This is a genomic window from Stenotrophomonas oahuensis (assembly GCF_031834595.1).
GTDB classification, from domain to species: domain Bacteria; phylum Pseudomonadota; class Gammaproteobacteria; order Xanthomonadales; family Xanthomonadaceae; genus Stenotrophomonas; species Stenotrophomonas oahuensis.
This window is the reverse complement of the sequence record NZ_CP115541.1, coordinates 1,771,362-1,790,247: the sequence shown is the minus strand read 5'-3', so window position 1 is coordinate 1,790,247 and position 18,886 is coordinate 1,771,362. Positions and strand designations below refer to the sequence as shown.

15 protein-coding genes are annotated in these 18,886 nt (G+C 66.0%); 9 read left to right on the top strand and 6 right to left on the bottom strand.

The genetic code is table 11. The features are described 5' to 3' along the window. Positions 1-25: 25 nt before the first annotated feature. The 4 genes from PDM29_RS07745 to PDM29_RS07730 all read right to left on the bottom strand — a co-directional run bounded on the left by PDM29_RS07745 (position 26) and on the right by PDM29_RS07730 (position 3,841). Positions 26-2,092 (bottom strand): phospholipase D family protein, encoded by a 2,067-nt coding sequence (locus tag PDM29_RS07745; protein WP_311193272.1) that lies wholly within the window; start codon positions 2,090-2,092, stop codon positions 26-28. Beyond that, the gene (locus tag PDM29_RS07740; RefSeq protein WP_311193742.1) at positions 2,089-2,619 is read right to left on the bottom strand and encodes a YceI family protein; all 531 of its coding nucleotides are present in this window, start codon (positions 2,617-2,619) and stop codon (positions 2,089-2,091) included. The genes PDM29_RS07745 and PDM29_RS07740 overlap by 4 nt, the downstream gene beginning before the upstream one ends. Before the next feature lie 99 nt (positions 2,620-2,718). Next, entirely contained in the window at positions 2,719-3,195 is a 477-nt protein-coding gene (locus PDM29_RS07735) for a SixA phosphatase family protein (protein ID WP_311193271.1), read from the bottom strand. A gap of 16 nt (positions 3,196-3,211) precedes the next feature. After that, positions 3,212-3,841 carry a nucleotide-binding protein gene (locus PDM29_RS07730; protein ID WP_311193270.1) on the bottom strand — a complete coding sequence of 210 codons (630 nt, stop codon included), beginning with the start codon at positions 3,839-3,841 and terminating at the stop codon, positions 3,212-3,214. A 133-nt stretch (positions 3,842-3,974) separates the two neighbouring features. Here PDM29_RS07730 and PDM29_RS07725 point away from each other — a divergent pair, with 133 nt between their 5' ends. Further along, the gene (locus tag PDM29_RS07725; RefSeq protein ID WP_311193269.1) at positions 3,975-5,462 is read left to right on the top strand and encodes an AAA family ATPase; all 1,488 of its coding nucleotides are present in this window, start codon (positions 3,975-3,977) and stop codon (positions 5,460-5,462) included. Between the two features lie 7 nt (positions 5,463-5,469). Here the strand turns inward: PDM29_RS07725 and PDM29_RS07720 are convergent, their stop codons facing one another. After that, positions 5,470-6,108, bottom strand: a complete 639-nt coding sequence (locus PDM29_RS07720) for a tetratricopeptide repeat protein (protein WP_311193268.1) — start codon at positions 6,106-6,108, stop codon at positions 5,470-5,472. Between the two features lie 170 nt (positions 6,109-6,278). Here PDM29_RS07720 and PDM29_RS07715 point away from each other — a divergent pair, with 170 nt between their 5' ends. The 3 genes from PDM29_RS07715 (at position 6,279) to PDM29_RS07705 (ending at position 11,760) form a co-directional block, all read left to right on the top strand. Continuing rightward, on the top strand, positions 6,279-9,974 hold the full coding sequence (locus PDM29_RS07715) for an indolepyruvate ferredoxin oxidoreductase family protein (protein ID WP_311193267.1): 3,696 nt from the start codon (positions 6,279-6,281) through the stop codon (positions 9,972-9,974). Positions 9,975-10,174: 200 nt separating this feature from the next. Continuing rightward, positions 10,175-10,432: a helix-turn-helix domain-containing protein gene (locus tag PDM29_RS07710; protein WP_311193266.1), complete on the top strand. Its 258-nt coding sequence runs from the start codon at positions 10,175-10,177 to the stop codon at positions 10,430-10,432. Between the two features lie 2 nt (positions 10,433-10,434). After that, a complete protein-coding gene (locus PDM29_RS07705; RefSeq protein WP_311193265.1) occupies positions 10,435-11,760 on the top strand; it encodes a type II toxin-antitoxin system HipA family toxin in 1,326 nt (441 codons plus the stop codon). Here PDM29_RS07705 and PDM29_RS07700 read toward each other — a convergent pair whose 3' ends face one another. Next, positions 11,761-12,381, bottom strand: a complete 621-nt coding sequence (locus tag PDM29_RS07700; RefSeq protein ID WP_311193264.1) for a DUF938 domain-containing protein — start codon at positions 12,379-12,381, stop codon at positions 11,761-11,763. Positions 12,382-12,522: 141 nt separating this feature from the next. Between PDM29_RS07700 and PDM29_RS07695 the strand changes: the two genes are divergently transcribed. From PDM29_RS07695 to PDM29_RS07675, 5 genes are read left to right on the top strand one after another with little or no spacing between them, the layout of a single operon-like run. Next, the gene (locus PDM29_RS07695; protein ID WP_311193263.1) at positions 12,523-14,151 is read left to right on the top strand and encodes a TldD/PmbA family protein; all 1,629 of its coding nucleotides are present in this window, start codon (positions 12,523-12,525) and stop codon (positions 14,149-14,151) included. 23 nt (positions 14,152-14,174) lie between these two features. Further along, a complete protein-coding gene (locus tag PDM29_RS07690; protein WP_311193262.1) occupies positions 14,175-15,809 on the top strand; it encodes a TldD/PmbA family protein in 1,635 nt (544 codons plus the stop codon). Between the two features lie 20 nt (positions 15,810-15,829). Beyond that, the gene (locus tag PDM29_RS07685; RefSeq protein WP_311193261.1) at positions 15,830-17,164 is read left to right on the top strand and encodes a TldD/PmbA family protein; all 1,335 of its coding nucleotides are present in this window, start codon (positions 15,830-15,832) and stop codon (positions 17,162-17,164) included. Between the two features lie 13 nt (positions 17,165-17,177). Continuing rightward, complete coding sequence (locus tag PDM29_RS07680) at positions 17,178-17,879, top strand: DUF4159 domain-containing protein (protein ID WP_311193260.1); 702 nt, start codon at positions 17,178-17,180, stop codon at positions 17,877-17,879. A 13-nt stretch (positions 17,880-17,892) separates the two neighbouring features. Next, positions 17,893-18,879 (top strand): AAA family ATPase, encoded by a 987-nt coding sequence (locus tag PDM29_RS07675; RefSeq protein ID WP_311193259.1) that lies wholly within the window; start codon positions 17,893-17,895, stop codon positions 18,877-18,879. Positions 18,880-18,886 lie beyond the last annotated feature (7 nt).

Genomic DNA, 18,886 nt, shown 5'->3' with positions numbered 1-18,886 from the left:
CAGCGTCTCCGTACAGAAAGCAGGGTTACAGAATGGGCACCAGGCCGGCACCGAAGGCAGTCAGCATACGCACCAGCAGCCACTTCGGGCCGACGTTCACTTCCGGGAAGTCGCCCACGGCGGTGTAGCAGCGGTGGAAATCTGCGTGCTGCCGCGGCAGCGGTGCCGGGCACTCGGGGCCGGGCTGGAACTCGTAGTCGGTGGCGTAGCGCCAAGGCCAGAAGTCCAGCACCGGCAGCGCTTCAGAGGCCTTGCCCACGCTGTAGTTCAGGCCTGACAGCACCGGCGGCTTGGTGCGTGGGGCCACGGTCCAGGAGTTGTCCGGCTCGATGTCGCGCAGGATGCTCTGGGCCAACGCTTCAGCAAACGCGGGGTCATCAATGACCACCGCGCCTTCAGTGTTGTAGTTCTCGCTGCGCGGGTCGAAGTTGTGGGTACCGATCACGCCGACCCGGCGGTCCACCACCAGCGACTTGGCGTGAAGCCCCATGCGTGCGCCACTGCGGGTAACCGGCAGCGGCTTGTTGACCGCCTTGGTACCGAGGAACGACGGCCGCGTTTCGGCACGAAGCACGCGCCGTTCGACCACACTGCCGTCGGTACGGCGGCGCGCGGCCGGGCCTGGGGTGGGCTGCGGTTGCGGCCGGCTGTCGGCGTCGGTCTCCGCATCCGCATCGGCGGCGGGCACGGGCCGATCGCTGTAACCACGGCTGCCGCTGCTGCGCGCATTGCTGCCGGCGGCACTGCCACCGAGCAGGCTGCTGCGGCGCTCGCCGCTGGGTGGTACCCCCAGCGGGGCCGGCAGCAGGTTGCGGTAGTCCACCGGCGCGTTCAGCGGGAACGGCTTGAATTCGTAGATATTGAAGCCCAGCTCGCGCAGGTTGCGGCGCTTGTACTTGTAGGACAGCGCATACACGATCGGGTTGTCGGTGGCGGCCAGGCTGTTGGTCGACACCACCACACGCGGGGCCTGCTCGCGTACGCGCAGTTCCTTGAACAGCTTGCGCGCCGGCTTGGACAGCACCAGATAGGGCGTCTGCAGCAGCACTTCGCTCTGCGCACTGGCAATCAGTGCGTCCAGCTGCGGTTCGGTGACGTGCTGGCCGTTGGCCGGCTGGCTGGCGCGCTCGCGGCGATGCTTGCGCGGCAGGTCGGCCACGTAGCGCACCGAGGCCACCGGTAACGCGGTATCGACGAAGGTGCGACGCACGTAGTCGGGATCGCTGGCCTCGTCGCTGACCTGGTCCACGCGTTCGGGGTGGCGGTAGTCCAGCGGCGGCATGGCCGGCGCGCCCTGCGTGAGCAGGGTGCGGCCGACGTCGTTGAGGCGCTCGGCCGGCACGCTGCGCGGCGCGTGCCAGAACGCATCGAAGTTCACCGCCATCGCCCGCACTTCCGGGCCGGCCACCACTACATCGCGGTCGCGGAAGTTGTATTCGCTGTCCCAGTCGTAATAGTCGTCCTGGTAGTTGCGCCCGCCGACCACGCCCAATGCGTCGTCGATCACCAGCAGCTTGTTGTGCATGCGCTGATTGAAGCGGCGGAAACAGCACAGCACGCTGCCGGCGTAATCAAAGTAGTTGAGCTTGGCCTTGCCGAAGGTCGGGTTGTACACCCGCAGCTGGACGTTCTGGTGGCTGCTGGCCAGTGCACCGAGGATCTGCAGGTCGGAGATGGCCGACAGCTGGTCGATCAGCACCCGCACCTTGACCCCGCGCCGTGCCGCGGCCTGCAGTTCCTCCAGCACCAGCCGGGCGCTGTCGTCCTTGTCGAAGATGTAGGTCTGCAGGTCGATGCTGCGGGTGGCGCTGCGGATCAGGTTGATGCGCGCCACCAGCGAGGTTTCGCCCTCGTCGAGGATGGTGGCGTAGTGGCGCGGGGTTTCCGGAGTGGACTCGGTAAAGGCCTGGCCGCCCAGCGCGCGCAGCGGCGAATCCTGCGCGCAGCGGTCGGGCCGGGTGCAGTCCACCTGCTGCGAGCGGGCTTGGGCGGCAATACCGGCGGCGCGCTCGCGCTCGGCGCTGGACAGGGACGCACATCCACTGCCCAGCAACACGGTTGCCAGCGCCAGGAGCCGCAGCAGCAGATTCACGGTTTGGCCGCCTCGGTGAGGCGGGCACGCAATACGAAGGTCACTCGATCACTCAGGGCAAGTTGCCAGCTGTCCATTCCATACCGGCCACGCTGCACGGTACCGCGGCTGACCACATCGCAATCATACCCGGCCCGGGGGCAGGCCGCCGGTTCCACCTTCAGCACCTCGGGGTGCGAGACCCCGCGCAGGATCAGCCGGCCCTCGATACCACCGCCTTTGTTGACCAGTTCCGGCCAATACGGCAACGAATCGAACTCGACCACCGGGTAGCGGTCGGCGTCGAAGAACTCCTCGCCACGCATCCAGCCGGTGTAGCGGGCCTTGCCGGGAATTTCCACGTAACGGCTGAACATCCGCAGGTGGACCTGGTGGCGGCCGTCCGGCAGGACGTCCACCCGCCCTTCAAAGCGCGGGAACACGCCTTCGATGCGCTGGCCCAGGCGGGTGCGTATCTCGAAGCCGAAGTGTGAGCGGGCCGTGTCCACCGCCAGCACCTGTTGCGGGGGCTGGGCGGCGGCGGCGATGGGATTGGGCGGCGAGGCCGGGACGGGCGGTTCGGCAAGCGTGGTACCTGTCGCCAACCCAAGCAGACAGCCCAATCCGATTTGTACTGCTTTCACGGCTTACGGCCACCAGAATGCAGTCAGCTTCGCCACTCCGGGCTCGATGGCGGCCTCTCGGTCGAACTGCAGCACCGCAATGCCGGCCGGCGGCATGCCGCGGTACTCGCTGGTGCTGCCTTCGGTCATGAATGCCACCAGCTGCTCCAGACCCGGGTTGTGCCCCACCACCAGCAGGCGCTCGATGTCGCGGCGCTCGTCCACGAGCTCGGTCAGCTTGCCAGGGGTTGCGTCGTAGATGCCGTCTTCCAGCCGATGTTCGACCACGCCCGTTGCCGCCAGTACCGCCTCGAGCGTCTCGCGGGTGCGCCGCGCCGGCGAGCAAAGCACGCAGTCCGGAAGCAGATTGTTTTCCTTCAGCCACTTGCCGGCGGCCTCGGCTTCGGCCAGTCCTGTGGCCGACAACGGTCGGTCCAGATCGGCCTGGCCGGTACTGGCCGGTTCGGCATGGGCGTGGCGCAGCAGTATCAGTTCTCGCATAGGGATTCCTTGTGAATCAGTCTTGCTTCAGCCACTGCAGCAGTGGCTCCCAGTCACTCTGATGCTCGCGCACCTGCGCGGAGCGGTAGTCGAAAACGCTGCGGCCCAGCCCGGTCATGACCACATAGCCCTGGGTGTCGCGCAGTTGCGCCACCACCGGGTAGGGCCAGTCGGCAAGCATGCTCAGGGCCTGCTGCGAGGTCTGGGTCCACGGCTTGGTGCGATTGAGCACCAGCCCCACCGGCAGCTTGCGCTTGTGGACCCGGGGCACCTTGGCCAGGCTGTTTAGGAAGCCGACGATGGCCTCGATGTCCAGGGCGGACGGCAGCACCGGCACCACCACGGCGTCGGCGACGTCCAGAAAGGCCTCCAGCTCGCCGGCCTGCGCGCCGGCCGGAGCGTCGATGATCAGGACCTCGGTATCATCAGGCACCTTCTTCAGGCCCTTCTTGCCGGTGGCCTCGATCGGCAACACGGCGCTTTCCAGCCCGGCGCGGCGCTCGGCCCAACGCGTGCTGGACCCCTGCGGGTCGGCGTCGGCCAGAACGGTCCGTTTGCCGGCCAGGGCGGCAGAGGCCGCCAGGTGGGTGGCGACGGTGGTTTTGCCCACGCCACCCTTGGAACCGGCGACCAGGATCGTCTTCATGCACGCCTCGCTTCCGATGGGGAACCTGGCTTGAGCGTACACCGGTGCCCGTGACGGAGATAGTCGCGCGGCTGAACCTCCTCCCACCTGCGGCGCTTTGCTATCGTGCGCGATCCAAAGGAATGCAGGCCCCATGAGCGAGCTACAGGATCTGAGCGCACTGATCCGCGCCAATACGCCGTTGATTGTCATCGAGACCCAGGATGAGGGCCGGGTGGTGGAACTTTTCCGCCAGACCCTGATGCACGTATGGCGGGCCCTGCATCGCTGGTCGATTACCGAGGGCCTGCGCCGGATCGACATGGACAAGGAAGACGACGCCATTGGCCCGCCCGACGCCAGTTCCGCGCTGCAGATGATCCGCCAGGCCGAGCAGCGTGGCATCTACCTGCTGCTCGATTTCCACCCCTACCTGGGCTATGCCAGCCACCAGCGCGCGCTGCGTGATCTGGTCCAGCGCCGCCATTGCGAAGCGCACGTGCTGGTGCTGGTGGGGGCCAAGGTCGAGCTGCCGGCTGAGCTGGAAGCGCTGGCCACCCGCTTCAACCCACGCCTGCCCGACCTCAACGCGCTGCTGAAGATGCTGCGCGAGGAAGCGGCGACCTATGCCCGTGAGAACGGCGGCAAGCGGGTCGAGGTGGACAATGAAGCGGTGCAGCTGATCCTGCGCAACCTGCGCGGCTTGAGCATGGTCGACGCACGCCGCATTGCCCGCCAGCTGATCTTCGCCGATGGCGCGCTCAGCCAGGACGACCTGCCGCAGCTGGCGCGGTTGAAGTTCGAACTGCTCAACCGCGCCGGGCACCTGCACTACGAATACGACACCACGCGTTTCGCCGACGTGGCCGGGGCCAACCGGCTCAAGCGCTGGGTCAACCAGCGCCGCTCGATCTTCCTGGGCGGTTCGGCTGGCACCGCCGGCCTGGACCCGCCCAAGGGCATGCTGCTGCTGGGTGTGCAGGGCTGCGGCAAGTCCATGCTGGCCAAAGCTACGGCTGCTGGCTTCGGTGTGCCGCTGCTGCGCCTGGACTTCGGCAGCCTGTACGACAAGTTCCATGGCGAGACGGAGAAAAACCTGCGCCAGGCGCTGACCTCGGCCGAGCAGCTGGCACCGTGCGTGCTGTGGATCGACGAGATCGAGAAAGGCCTGGCCAGCGGCGGCGAAGACGGTGGTGTCTCACGCCGCGTGCTGGGATATCTGCTGACCTGGCTGGCCGAACGCAAGGAGCCGGTGTTCATCGTGGCCACCGCCAACCAGGTACATGAGTTACCCGCCGAACTGCTGCGCAAGGGCCGCTTTGACGAAATCTTCTTCGTCGACCTGCCCGACGCCAACACCCGCGTGGACCTGCTGCGCCTGCACCTGGGCCGCCGCCAGCTCAACGCCGACGACTTCGCGCTGCCGGCGCTGGCGGCCGCCAGTGACGGGTTCTCCGGTGCGGAGATCGAACAGGCGGTCGTCTCAGGACTTTACGCGGCGCATGCCGAAGAACGCGTGCTCGACACCGACCTGTTGATGCAGGAAATCCGCAACAGCCGGCCGTTGTCGGTGCTGATGGCCGAACAGGTCACCGCCCTGCGCGACTGGGCGCGCGGGCGGACGGTCAGCGCCGACGGTTGATACCGGGTTACGGCCAGACCGGCGGATTGGTCGCCCAGGCCTGCTGCACTTCGGCCAGCGTGGCGCGCTCGGCGTCACGCCAGGTCGGCAACTGCTGGGCGAAACCGGCACTGCTGCTCCAACGCTGCGGCTCGGTGCGTACGGCGGCGGCATACCACTTCACGGCTTCGTCCTTGCGGCCCTGCGTCCACAGTGCCAGCGCCAGTGTCGGTGGAACCCACGAAGGATTGCCACGCATGCCGGCCTGGGCCTCGTGCCACGCGGTCAGCGCGCCGTCGATATCGCCGGAGCGGTACAGATCCCAGCCCTTGTTCCAGCGCACCATGCGACCGGGGAGCGAATTGGCACCTGCCTCTTTTTCAGCCGCGCCGTACAGCTCCGCCCCCAGCTCTGGTCGGCCCTGCGCGTAGGCCACGCCGGCCAGCTGCACGGTGGCGTCCAGCGCCTTGCGGCCGCGCTCGCGCTGCTTCATCAATTGATCGACCAGATCAGGGGCATCAGCCGGCACCACCTGCGGTGCGGCCGCGGCGGTGTCGTCATCGAAGTAGAACTCCTGCAGTGTCGGCAACGATTGCGCTGCCACCCCGAACACTGCCATCCCCGCCGCCAGCACCATGCTGGACAGCACGTTTCTTGCCACTGCCATACAAATTCCCCCAGGTTGTCACACAACCTCCCTCCCCGATCCTAACCGCAGAACGCGCCCGGATGCGACCCCTTGGGGTCATGAAAAGTGTGGAAATTGCGTCACTGTTACAATCCGCACCTTTCCGGTCGCCTCTGCGCGGCCGTGCCAGCCGTCATTCCGGGCCAGCCATGACCAGTACCGCCGAACTCACCTCGCCCTCGTCCGCCAACCAGCCCGGCGCGCTGGATGACAGCTACACGCTGGACCACAAGTACACCCGTACCGACGGCCGCATCTACCTGAGCGGGGTGCAGGCGCTGGTCCGCCTGCCGCTGATGCAGCAGCTGCGCGACCAGGCCGCCGGCCTGGACACCGCCGGCTTCATCAGTGGCTATCGCGGCAGCCCGCTGGGCGGCTTCGACCTGGAGCTGTGGCGGGCGCGCAAGCACCTGGAAGCGGCCAAGGTGAAGTTCACCCCGGGCCTGAATGAGGACCTCGGGGCCACCATGGTGTGGGGCACCCAGCAGACCAATCTGTTCCCCGGGGCCAAGGTCCAGGGCGTCTATGGCATGTGGTACGGCAAGGGCCCGGGCGTAGACCGCTGCGGCGACGTGTTCAAGCACGCCAACGCGGCCGGCACCTCGGTGCACGGCGGCGTGCTGGCATTGGCCGCCGACGACCACGCCTGCCGCAGCTCGACCCTGCCGCACGGCAGCGAGGATGAGTTCGTCAGCGCGATGATGCCGGTGCTCAATCCGGCCGGCGTGCAGGACATCCTCGACATGGGTCTGCTCGGCTGGGCGATGAGCCGCTACACCGGGCGCTGGATCGGCTTCAAGACCATTGCCGAAACGGTGGAATCGTCGGCGTCGGTACAGGTCGACCCGTTCGCACGGCGCATCGTGCTGCCGGAAGACTTCGAGATGCCGGCCGGTGGCCTCAACATCCGCTGGCCGGACCCGCCGCTGGACCAGGAAATGCGCCTGCACCGTTATGCGGTGAAGGCCGCACAGGCCTTTGCCCGCGCCAACCAGATCGACCGCATCGTGATGGACTCGCCGCGCGCGCGGTTGGGCATTGTCACCACCGGCAAGAGCTATCTGGACGTGCTGCAGGCGCTGGAGTACCTGGGCCTGGACGAACGCGCCTGCGCCGATATCGGCATCCGCGTGTACAAGGTCGGCATGACCTGGCCGCTGGAACCGGTGGGCATCGCGCGCTTCGCCGAAGGGCTGGAAGACATCGTGGTGGTGGAGGAGAAGCGTGCCTTCATCGAGCGCCAGATGAAGGAGCAGTTCTACAACTGGCCCGCCAGCGCCGGTCCGCGCCCGTCCATCGTCGGCAAGTACGACGAACAGGGCCAGTGGATCCTGCCGTCCACCAACGAGCTGACCCCCGCCACCATTGCCGGGGTGATCGGCCGCCGCATCCAGCGCTTCTTCAGCAACGAATCCATCGAACAGCGCCTGCGCTGGATGGACGCCAAGGAAGCCGAGCTTGCGCTGCCGCGCGCCAGCTTCCCACGCGTGCCGCACTACTGCTCCGGTTGCCCGCACAACACCTCCACCCGTGTGCCGGAAGGCTCGCGCGCGCTGGGCGGCATTGGGTGCCATTACATGGTGACCTGGATGGACCGCAGCACCGACACCTTTACCCACATGGGCGGCGAAGGTGTCACCTGGGCTGGCCAGGCAGCGTTCACCGACACCGAGCACGTGTTCCAGAACCTGGGCGATGGCACCTATTTCCACAGTGGCTCGCTGGCGATCCGCCAGGCGATCGCCGCCGGGGTCAACATCACCTACAAGATCCTCTACAACGACGCGGTGGCGATGACCGGTGGGCAGCCGGTGGACGGCACCCTGACCGTGCCGCAGATCGCCCACCAGATGCGCGCCGAAGGCGTGCAGACCATCATGCTGGTCAGCGATGAGATCGGTAAATGGAACAAGCGCGAGCTGTTCCCCGAAGGCGTGGAGTTCTTTGATCGCGCCGAGCTGGATGCGGTGCAGAAGCAGCTGCGCGAGGTGAAGGGCACCAGCATCCTGATCTACGAACAGACCTGCGCCACTGAAAAGCGCCGCCGTCGCAAGCGCGGCAAGCTGGTCGACCCGCCCAAGCGCGTGGTGGTCAATTCGCTGGTCTGCGAGGGCTGCGGCGACTGCGGCAAGAAGAGCTTCTGCGTGTCGGTGCTGCCCAAGGAAACCGAGTTCGGGCGCAAGCGCGACATCGACCAGTCCAACTGCAACAAGGACTACTCCTGCACCACCGGCTTCTGCCCCAGCTTCGTCACCGTGCACGGCGGCACGCCGCGCAAGGGCGCGCGCCGTGATGGCAGCGCGCTGCTGGACAACCTGCCGGCCCCGGTATTCCGCAGCACCCTGGAACAACCGTGGAACATCCTGATCACTGGCGTCGGCGGTACCGGCGTGGTGACCATCGGCGCACTGCTGGGCATGGCCGGTCATCTGGAAGGCAAGGGCGCGACCGTGCTGGATCAGACCGGGTTGGCGCAGAAGGGCGGCGCGGTAACCACGCATATCCGCATTGCGCGCACGCCGTCAGATATCCATGCGGTGCGCATCGCCGCCGGCGAAGCCGACCTGGTGGTGGGCTGCGACATGGTGGTGGTGAACGACTACTGGGCGCTGTCCAAGGTGCGCGCCGAGCGTTCGCAGGTGGTGCTCAATACCTATGAAGCGATGCCGGGTACCTTCACCACCCGCCCGGACATGCAGTTCCCGGCCGCCGACATCATTGCCGGCATCCGCGTGGCGCTGGGCGGCCGTGATCCGCTGCTGCTGGACGCCACCCAGCTGGCGACCGCGCTGCTGGGCGACGCCATTGCGTCCAACCTGTTCATCCTGGGCTATGCGTGGCAGCAGGGTCTGGTGCCGATCTCGTTCGAGGCGCTGATGCGCGCGATCGAGCTCAACGGCGCAGCGGTGGCGATGAACCAGCAGGCGTTCGCCTGGGGCCGGCTGGCCGCAGTGGACCCGCAGGCGGTGCAGCAGGCGGCCGGGCTGGTGCGCAACGGCCATACCGATGCCGAGCGCACTCCGGGCCCGCTGCACGATCTGCCGCCGGGCGAGTGGGAAGGCAACGAATGGGGAGCCAACGCGGCTCCGCGCAACACCGGCGACGAGCGCGAGCTGCGCGGCCTGCCCGGCCGTGCTGGCCAGGGCGACGTGGCCTTCCTGCCGCTGGACGACGAGCGCCTGTCGCGTTCGCTGGACGAGCTGATCGAGCGCCGCGTGCGTTTCCTCACCGACTACCAGGACGCCGCCTATGCCGCGCGTTACCGCGCGCTGGTCGACAAGGTGCGCGCAGCCGAGTGGGACAAGGCCGGCAGCACCGCGCTGACCGAGACTGTGGCCCGCTACTACTTCAAGCTGATGGCGTACAAGGACGAGTACGAAGTAGCCCGCCTGTACACCAGCGGCGAGTTCCAGCGCCGCCTGCAGCAGCAGTTCGAGGGCGATTTCGAGGTCCGCTTCCACCTGGCTCCGCCGCTGTTCGCCAAGAAGGACGAACAGGGCCGGCTGATCAAGCAGGAATACGGCCCGTGGATGATGAAGGCGTTCGGCCTGCTGGCGAAGCTGAAGTTCCTGCGCGGTGGCACCTTCGACATGTTCGGCCGGACCGAGGAGCGTCGCGGCGAGCGCCAGCTGATCGAGGACTACGCACGCACCGTGGACGAACTGCTGGCCGGGCTGGACGACGACCGGGTGGCGCTGGCGGTGGAAATTGCCAGCATTCCCGAGCACATCCGCGGCTATGGGCACGTCAAGGAAGCGCACCTGCACGCCGCCAAGGCACGGGAAGCCGCCCTGCTGGCGCAGTGGCGGAACCCGAAGGCGCTGCACATCGTGCAGGTGGCTTGATGTAAGCGAACACTGACATTTTGCTGATGTCGCCGTTCGCTTACGCGGCTGCGTGGCTTTGATTTGGCCATTGGCAACCTATATATTGCATTTCCAACATGCTAGGTATAGATTGCTTTTCGAACAAGCAACTTATAAGTTGCATAATTGGAATGCAACTTATAAATTGCGTATCCAGCCGAATGAGCAGGGGCACGGCCATGACCGCGGACAACTTCGTAGTACGTACCCCCCAGCAGCTCTCCACACTCATGCGTGCCTTCCGCAAGAGCGCGGGCCTGAGCCAGGCGGAACTGGCCACTCGGCTTGGGGTTTCACGCCAGGCCATCAGCGCGCTGGAACGCGAGCCGCAATCGGCAACATTTGATCGATTGATGAAAGTCTGGGCGGTGCTGGGTCTGGAAGTATCCCTGCACCCCGCAGTCCGCAAGGCTGCTCCACCTGAGCAGGAATGGTAGACATGGCCGCACTCACGGTCTGGATGAACGGCCTGGAGGTCGCCACCTGGCACGATGCAGCCAATGCCACACCACGGCTCACCTACGCGGCATCGTGGCTGGCGTCCCCCGCCCCACGTCCATTGTCGCTTTCACTACCGCTGCTGCCCGCAGGAGAAAGTCATCGCGGCCAGGTCGTTCTCGACTACTTCGATAACCTTCTGCCCGACAACGCGAGCATCCGCGCTCGTATCCGCAACCGATTCGGCACACGCAGCACGGGCACCTTCGACCTGCTGCAGGCCATCGGCCGGGACTGTGTCGGTGCCGTGCAGCTTCTGCCACAAGGAGCGACACCCGGTGAGCTGCACCGCATCGATTACCGTCCACTCGATGACAGCGATGTGGCCGCGATTCTGCGCGGGGTGACCACCTCGCCATTGCCGGGCAGTGCTGCTGATCAGAGTGACGAGTTCCGCATCTCGATTGCCGGTGCCCAGGAGAAGACCGGCCTGCTGCGGCATGCCGATGGCTGGGGCCTGCCAAGCGGTAGCACACCCAGCACGCACATTTTCAAGCTTCCACTGGGACTGGTAGGAAACATGCAGGCCGACATGCAGCTCTCGGTCGAGAACGAGTGGCTGTGCATGCACCTGATCGGTGCGTTCGGCATTCCCGTTGCATCCACCTCCATGGGCACGTTCGACGAGCAGCGTGCATTGATCGTGGAGCGCTTCGACCGTCGGCTTGCGCGCGATGGAACGTGGTGGCTAAGGCTGCCACAGGAAGACATGTGCCAGGTATTTGGACTGCCTCCCGCCAGCAAGTACGAGGTCGAGGGCGGCCCTGGCATTGTCGAGATCATGGATCTGCTTCGCCAATCAGAAGACGCGACCGACCGGGCAACGTTCTTCAAGGTGCAGATCCTGTTCTGGATGCTGGCCGCCACCGATGGCCACGCCAAGAACTTCAGTGTGCATATTGAAGCGGAAGGCCGGTTCCGGCTGACGCCGGTCTATGATGTCCTCTCGGTCTATCCGATCCTTGGGCGCGGTCCGGGCTTGCTGGATCCACACGAGGCGCAGTTGGCCATGTCACTGCGAGGCAAGAATCGCCATCGCAAACTATCGGGGATCCGGCGACGGCACTGGAATGAGACCGCTCGAAAGTGCGGCATCAGCGCCGGGGCCGAGCCTTGGATCGAGGAACTGCTCGCACGTGTTGAACCGGCCATCCGCCAAGTGGAGCAGGAGCTTCCACCTGGATTCCCGCAGGAAGTCGCCCGGCCAATCTTCACCGGGCTCCGCGCCGCATCAGCGCGATTGTCAGCAATGGCACCCGACGCCTGATCAGCTGCGCTGCCATACCCGCAGGCGGTTGTTCGCCGGCATCGCCACATCGTCAACCAGCACCAGCCCCTGCGCGGCGGCCAACGCATCCACGGCCTCGGCATCGCGGATGCCCGAGGCCGGGTCGCGGTCCTTCAACCACATATCAAACGTCCGGTTGCTGTCGCTGGTGTACTCCCCGCCGTAATTGAACGGCCCGTACACGCACAGCAGAGCCCCGGGGGCCATGACCGCTGGCAGCCCGGCGAATAGCGCCTGCACGTGCGCCCAGCTCATGATGTGCAGGGTGTTGGCGCTGTACACCGCATCGAAGCTGCCCGCGTCGGCCGGCCACGGGGCCAGCCCGGGCTGTGGCTCCAGCACCGCCTGCAGCGGCCACGGCGGCGGCGCGCTCGGCAGCCCGGCCTCGGCGAGGCGCTCGGCAATGCCGGGCAGGTAATCGGGGTGGTCGCTGGCCTGCCACTGCAGATGCGGCAGCTGGCTGGCAAAGTACGCGGCGTGCTGACCGGTGCCGCTGCCGATCTCCAGCACCCTCTGTCGGTCCTGCAGGTGGGGGCGCAGCACCGCCAGAATCGGGTCGCGGTTGCGCTCGCAGGCCTCGGACCATCGCTGTTGGGTCATGTCAGTTGCAGATTGTCGTCACAGCGCACATCGAACCATGACCGGAGTCACTTGTGCCACTCCCGGCGCTCCCCTGAAAGTCGAGGACTTGTCCAAGGTTGACGGCTTTGGCCCGAAACCGCTGCTGGGGAACTGCCTGCTGTGCAACGTCGTGAGTTTCTGACCCTGTCTGGGATGGGCCTGGCTGGCCTGATGCTGCCGCATGCGCGGCTGATCGCTGCCGAGCAGCTGCTGGAGCCGGGTGATGTAGGCCGCAAGAAGGTACTGGCCGAGGCCGCACTGGCCGCCGCCAAGCGCGCCGGAGCCAGCTACTGCGACGTGCGCATCGGCCGCTACCTCAACCAGGCGGTAATCACCCGCGAAGCGCAGGTGCAGAACGTCACCAACAGCGAGTCCTCGGGCATCGGCATCCGGGTGATCGTCAACGGAGCCTGGGGCTTCGCTGCCACCCGCGAGCAGACCCCGGCCGCCGTGCTGGCGGCGGTCAACCAGGCCGCGGCCATTGCCCGCGCCAATGCCGCCCTGCAGACCAAGCCGGTGCAGCTGGCCCCGGTCAAGGGCGTGGGCGAGGTCAGCTGGAAGACCCCGATCCGCAAGAACGCGATGGCCGTGCCGGTGCAGGAGAAGGTGGACCTGCTGCTCAGCCTGAACGCCGCGGCGCTGAACGCCGGCGCGAACTTCATCAATTCCACCCTGTTCCTGGTCAACGAACAGAAGTACTTCGCTTCCAGCGACGGCTCCTTCATCGACCAGGACGTGCACCGCATCTGGCTGCCGTTCACCGCCACCGCCATCGACAAGGCCAGCGGCAAGTTCCGCACCCGTGCGGGGCTGTCCTCGCCGATGGGCATGGGCTATGAGTTCCTGGACGGCGACGCCAGCGGCAAGATCGCCCTGCCCGGCGGCATCACCGCCTACCGCGATTCCTACGACCCGGTCGAGGATGCCATTGCCGCCGCACGCCATGCGCGCGAGAAGCTCAAGGCCCCATCGGTGAAGCCGGGCAAGTACGACCTGGTGCTGGATCCGTCCAACCTGTTCCTGACCATCCACGAAAACGTCGGCCACCCGCTGGAACTGGACCGCGTGCTGGGGTACGAGGCCAACTACGCCGGTACCAGCTTCGCCACCCTGGACAAGCGCGACGCCGGCTACCGCTGGGGCAGCGAGCGGGTCAACTTCTTCGCCGACAAGACCTCGCCGGGCAGCCTGGGTGCGGTCGGCTACGACGATGAAGGGGTCAAGACCAAGCGCTGGGACCTGGTCAAGGACGGCATCCTGGTCAACTACCAGGCCACCCGCGACGAGGTGCACCTGCTGGGCGAGAACGAATCGCATGGCTGCAGCTATGCCGACTCGTGGTCCAGCGTGCAGTTCCAGCGCATGGCCAATGTGTCGCTGGCTCCGGGCAAGACCCCGCTGAGCGTGGCCGACATGATCAAGGACGTGGAGAACGGCATCTACATCCACGGCCGTGGCTCGTATTCCATCGACCAGCAGCGCTTCAACGCACAGTTCGGCGGCCAGTTGTACTTCCAGATCAAGAACGGCCAGATCGCCGGCATGGTTGAGGACGCCGCGTACCAGATCCGCACGCCGGAGTTCTGGAACGCCTGCAGTGCGATCTGCGACGAGCGCGACTTCCGCTTCGGCGGCTCTTTCTTCGACGGCAAGGGACAGCCCGGGCAGGTTTCGGCGGTCTCGCACGGTTCGTCGACCACACGATTTGATGGCATCAACATCATCAACACCGCGCGAAGCCTGGGCTGAGTGCGATCACACGGAGAACTGCCTTGCAAAGACGTGACTTTCTTGCCCTGACAGGGCTTACCGCGGGCGGCCTGATCGTGCCGTCGTTCTTCGGCAAGGTGATCGCCGCCGAGCAGCTTCAGAGCACGCTCGACCCGGCGCTGAAGAAGCGCCTGGCCGACGCGGCCCTGGCCGCTGCCCGCCAGGGCGGAGCCACCTACTGCGACGTGCGCATCGGCCGCTACCTGCGCCAGTTCGTGATCACCCGCGAAGACAAGGTGCAGAACGTGGTCAACACCGAATCCACCGGTGTCGGCATCCGCGTGATCGTCAACGGTGCGTGGGGCTTTGCCGCCACCAACCAGCTTGGCCCGGGCGATGTGGCCAAGGCCGCGCAGCAGGCGGTAGCCATTGCCAAGGCCAACGCCGGCGTGCAGACCGCCCCGGTCCAGCTGGCTGCCACCCCAGGCGTGGGCGAGGTGAGCTGGAAGACCCCGATCCGCAAGAATGCGATGGAAGTGCCGATCAAGGACAAGGTCGAGCTGCTGCTGGACGTCAACGCCGCCGCGATCGGGGCGGGTGCCAGCTTCGTCAATTCGATGCTGTTCCTGGTCAACGAGCAGAAGTACTTCGCGTCCACCGATGGCTCCTACATCGATCAGGACGTGCACCGCATCTGGGCCCCGATGACGGTAACCGCCATCGACAAGGCCAGCGGCAAGTTCCGCACCCGCGACGGGCTGTCCTCGCCGATGGGCATGGGCTATGAGTATCTGGATGGTGCCGCCGCCGGCAAGGTACTGACCCCGAACGGCGTGGTGAACTACGGTTCGTCCTACGACATGAAGGAAGACGCCATCGCCGCCGCCAAGCAGGCGCAGGAGAAGCTGAAGGCTCCGTCGGTGAAGCCGGGCAAGTACGACCTGGTGCTCGACCCGTCGCACACCTGGCTGACCATCCACGAGTCGGTGGGTCACCCGCTGGAACTGGACCGCGTGCTCGGCTACGAAGCCAACTACGCCGGCACCAGCTTCGCCACCCTGGACAAGCGCGAACAGCGCTTCCAGTACGGCAGCGACCTGGTCAACATCTTCGCCGACAAGACCCAGCCGGGCAGCCTCGGCGCAGTTGCCTACGACGACGAAGGCGTCAAGACCAAGCGCTGGGACCTGATCAGCAACGGCAAGCTGGTGGACTACCAGACCATCCGCGACCAGGCGCACATTCTGGGCAAGACCGAATCGGACGGCTGCTGCTATGCCGACTCGTGGTCGAGCGTGCAGTTCCAGCGCATGGCCAATGTGTCGATGGCTCCCGGCAAGACCCCGCTGAGCGTGGCCGACATGATCAAGGACGTCGAGAACGGCATCTACATCATCGGCGACGGCTCGTTCTCGATCGACCAGCAGCGTTACAACGCGCAGTTCGGCGGCCAGCTGTTCTATGAAATCAAGAACGGCCAGATCACCCGCATGATCGAGGACGTGGCCTACCAGATCCGCACGCCGGAGTTCTGGAACGCCTGCGTGGCCGTGGCCGATGAGCGCGACTACCGCCTGGGCGGTTCGTTCTTCGACGGCAAGGGCCAGCCGGGCCAGGTCTCGGCGGTCTCGCACGGTTCGTCCACCGCCCGCTTCAACGGCATCAACGTCATCAACACCGCCCGCAGCCTCGGCTGACCGGTCAGGAGCCCCTATACATGAGTATCTTCACCGAAGCCCAGGCCAAGGCCATCCTCGACAAGGTCATCAAGCTGTCCAAGGCCGACGAGTGCACCGCCGCGCTGACCGGCAATCTGAAGGGCAACATCCGTTTCGCGCTGAACAACGTCTCCACCAGCGGCATCGTGGATGACACCGAACTGGCCGTCACGGTGGCCTTCGGCAAGCGCGTGGGCACCGCCTCGATCAACGAGTTCGACGACGCCGCGCTGGAACGCGTGGTCCGCCGCGCCGAAGACCTGGCCCGCCTGGCCCCGGAGAACCCGGAGTTCATGCCGGCCATCGGCAAGCAGACCTACAAGGCCAGCCCGACCTTCAGCGAATCCACTGCGGCCATCGATCCGGCGTTCCGCGCCAAGGTCGCCGCCGATTCGATTGCACCGTGCCGTGGCAATGGCCTGATTGCCGCTGGCTTCCTTGAGGACAGCCAAGGCTTCTACGCCACCGCCAACAGCAACGGCAACTTCGCCTACCAGCGCGCGACCGCCTTCGACTACACCTGCACGGTGCGTACCGAAGACGGCCGCGGCTCGGGCTGGGTCGGCCGCAACCTGAAGGACGCGGCCGACTTCAAGGCCGACCAGGACGTGCGCATCGCCATGCGCAAGGCCACCGAATCGGCCGAAGCCAAGGCGCTGGAACCGGGCAAGTACACGGTGATCCTGGAGCCGGCGGCGGCGGCGGGTCTGATCAGCTTCATGATGAACTTCTTCAGCGCGCGCTCGGCCGACGAAGGCCGCAGCTTCCTGTCGAAGAAGGGCGGCGGCAACAAGCTCGGCGAGCAGGTCTACGACCCGCGCGTGAACATGTATGCCGACCCGTGGCACCCGGATGCGCCGGTGCTGCCGTGGGACAACGAGGGCCTGCCGCGCGAGCGCCTGGCGATCATCGAGAACGGCAAGGTCGCCAACCTGGACTACTCGCGTTTCTGGGCGCAGAAGCAGGGCAAGACCGCCAAGGCGAGCCCGGGCAACCTGCTGATGAGCGGTGGTGACAAGAGCACGGCTGAACTGGTGCGTGGCACCCAGAAGGGCATCCTGGTCACCCGCACCTGGTACATCCGCATGGTCGACCCGCAGACCGTGCTGCTGACCGGCCTGACCCGCGACGGCACCTTCTACATCGAGAACGGCCAGATCAAGCACCCGGTGAAGAACTTCCGCTTCAACGAATCGCCGGTGATCATGCTCAACAACATTGAAGAGCTGGGCAAGCCAGTACGCGTGGCCGGTGACGAGTCCACCTTTGTGATGATGATTCCGCCGATGAAGCTGCGCGACTTCACCTTCACCTCGCTGTCCGACGCGGTCTGATGACCGCACCGGCATGAACCGGGCGCAGTTCCTGCGCCTGATGTTGGGCGGTGCCGCGCTGGCGGCACTGCCCTCGTTCGCCCGCGCCCAGGCCGGGCGCTACGACTTCTGGTTCACCCGCCTGAAGTACGACTCCGGCGACTGGGACGTGGACGCACGCATGCCGTCCAACGTCATCACCTCGCTGATCGACTACACCACATTGCGGGTGGACCCGACCGAGCATGTCATCGCGCTGTCGGACCCGCGCATGCTGGAAGCGCCGTTCTGCTATCTGGCCGGGCACAAGCTGGTGGAGTTCAATGCGGCTGAGCGGCAGAACTTCGTGCGCTATGTGCGCAATGGCGGGTTTGTGTTCGTGGATGACTGCAATCACGACATTGATGGCTTGTTCGCCAAATCGTTCGAAGCGCAGATGGCCAAGTTGTTTGGACCTTCGGCGTTGAAGAAGCTTCCCAACAACCATGCGCTGTATCGGAGTTTCTTCCGGTTTCCCGACGGACCGCCGGCCACTGGCTTCGAGCTCAATGGTTGGGGTGACGACCTGGTGCACGACTATCTGAAAGGCATCGAGGTCGATGGGCGACTGGGCGTGTTGTACAGCAACAAGGATTACGGTTGCGAATGGGATTACGACTGGCGCAACAAGCGGTTTTTGGCTGAGGACAACACGAAGTTCGCGGTCAATATCGTGATGTATGCGTTGAACAATTAGATACGGGTACCCAATGAATACCGACAGCCGGATTGATGATCTTCTGCCCAAGCTGCAGCCGTTGCGCGAGGCACTGGGCCAGGCCGTGGTGGGCCAGCACGCCGTCGTCGAGCAGCTGCTGATCGGCCTGCTGGCCGGTGGCCATGTACTGCTGGAAGGCGCGCCGGGGCTGGGCAAGACCCTGCTGGTGCGCTCGCTGGGTCAGGCGCTGGAACTGCAGTTCCGGCGCGTGCAGTTCACCCCCGACCTGATGCCCAGCGACATTCTGGGGACCGAACTGCTGGAGGAAGACCACGGCACCGGGCATCGGCATTTCCGCTTCCAGCAGGGACCCATCTTCACCAACCTGCTGCTGGCCGACGAGCTCAACCGCACCCCGCCCAAGACCCAGGCGGCACTGCTGGAGGCGATGCAGGAACGCACCGTCAGCTACGCCGGCACCACCCACGCCCTGCCCGCTCCATTCTTCGTGCTGGCCACGCAGAATCCGATCGAACAGGCCGGCACCTACCCGCTGCCGGAAGCACAGCTGGACCGCTTCCTGCTGCATGTGCGGGTGGACTACCCGACCGAACAGGAAGAGCACGACATTCTGGTGCAGACCACCGGCAGCGCCAGCGCCAAGGTTCCGAAGGTGCTGGAGGCCGACGACGTGCTGGCGCTGCAGGCGGCGGTACGCCAGGTGCATGTGAGTGAGGACGTGCTGAGCTGGATCACCCGGCTGGTGCGTGCCAGCCGCCCCGGCGAGGGCGCGCCGCAGGCCGTGAACCACTGGATCAAGTGGGGGGCCGGCCCGCGCGCCGGACAGTCGCTGGTACTGGCGGCGAAAGCCCGGGCGCTGCTGCAGGGACGCTTCGCCGCCACCCGCGACGACGTGCAGGCGCTGATCGCGCCGGTGATGCGTCACCGCGTGCTGCTTTCGTTCGCGGCTGAGGCCGAACAGAAAAGCGCCGACGATGTGATCGCCGCGCTGCTGCAGGCCGTGCCCTTCCCCGCCTGAGAACGCA

Excerpts from the sequence above, each read along its gene's own strand:
- PDM29_RS07680 (WP_311193260.1), top strand. The coding sequence starts at position 17,178 with ATGAACCGGGCGCAGTTCCTGCGCCTGATGTTGGGCGGTGCCGCGCTG.
- PDM29_RS07700 (WP_311193264.1), bottom strand. The coding sequence starts at position 12,381 with ATGACCCAACAGCGATGGTCCGAGGCCTGCGAGCGCAACCGCGACCCG.
- PDM29_RS07720 (WP_311193268.1), bottom strand. The coding sequence starts at position 6,108 with ATGGCAGTGGCAAGAAACGTGCTGTCCAGCATGGTGCTGGCGGCGGGG.
- PDM29_RS07685 (WP_311193261.1), top strand. The coding sequence starts at position 15,830 with ATGAGTATCTTCACCGAAGCCCAGGCCAAGGCCATCCTCGACAAGGTC.
- PDM29_RS07725 (WP_311193269.1), top strand. The coding sequence starts at position 3,975 with ATGAGCGAGCTACAGGATCTGAGCGCACTGATCCGCGCCAATACGCCG.
- PDM29_RS07715 (WP_311193267.1), top strand. The coding sequence starts at position 6,279 with ATGACCAGTACCGCCGAACTCACCTCGCCCTCGTCCGCCAACCAGCCC.
- PDM29_RS07735 (WP_311193271.1), bottom strand. The coding sequence starts at position 3,195 with ATGCGAGAACTGATACTGCTGCGCCACGCCCATGCCGAACCGGCCAGT.
- PDM29_RS07705 (WP_311193265.1), top strand. The coding sequence starts at position 10,435 with ATGGCCGCACTCACGGTCTGGATGAACGGCCTGGAGGTCGCCACCTGG.
- PDM29_RS07730 (WP_311193270.1), bottom strand. The coding sequence starts at position 3,841 with ATGAAGACGATCCTGGTCGCCGGTTCCAAGGGTGGCGTGGGCAAAACC.
- PDM29_RS07675 (WP_311193259.1), top strand. The coding sequence starts at position 17,893 with ATGAATACCGACAGCCGGATTGATGATCTTCTGCCCAAGCTGCAGCCG.
- PDM29_RS07710 (WP_311193266.1), top strand. The coding sequence starts at position 10,175 with ATGACCGCGGACAACTTCGTAGTACGTACCCCCCAGCAGCTCTCCACA.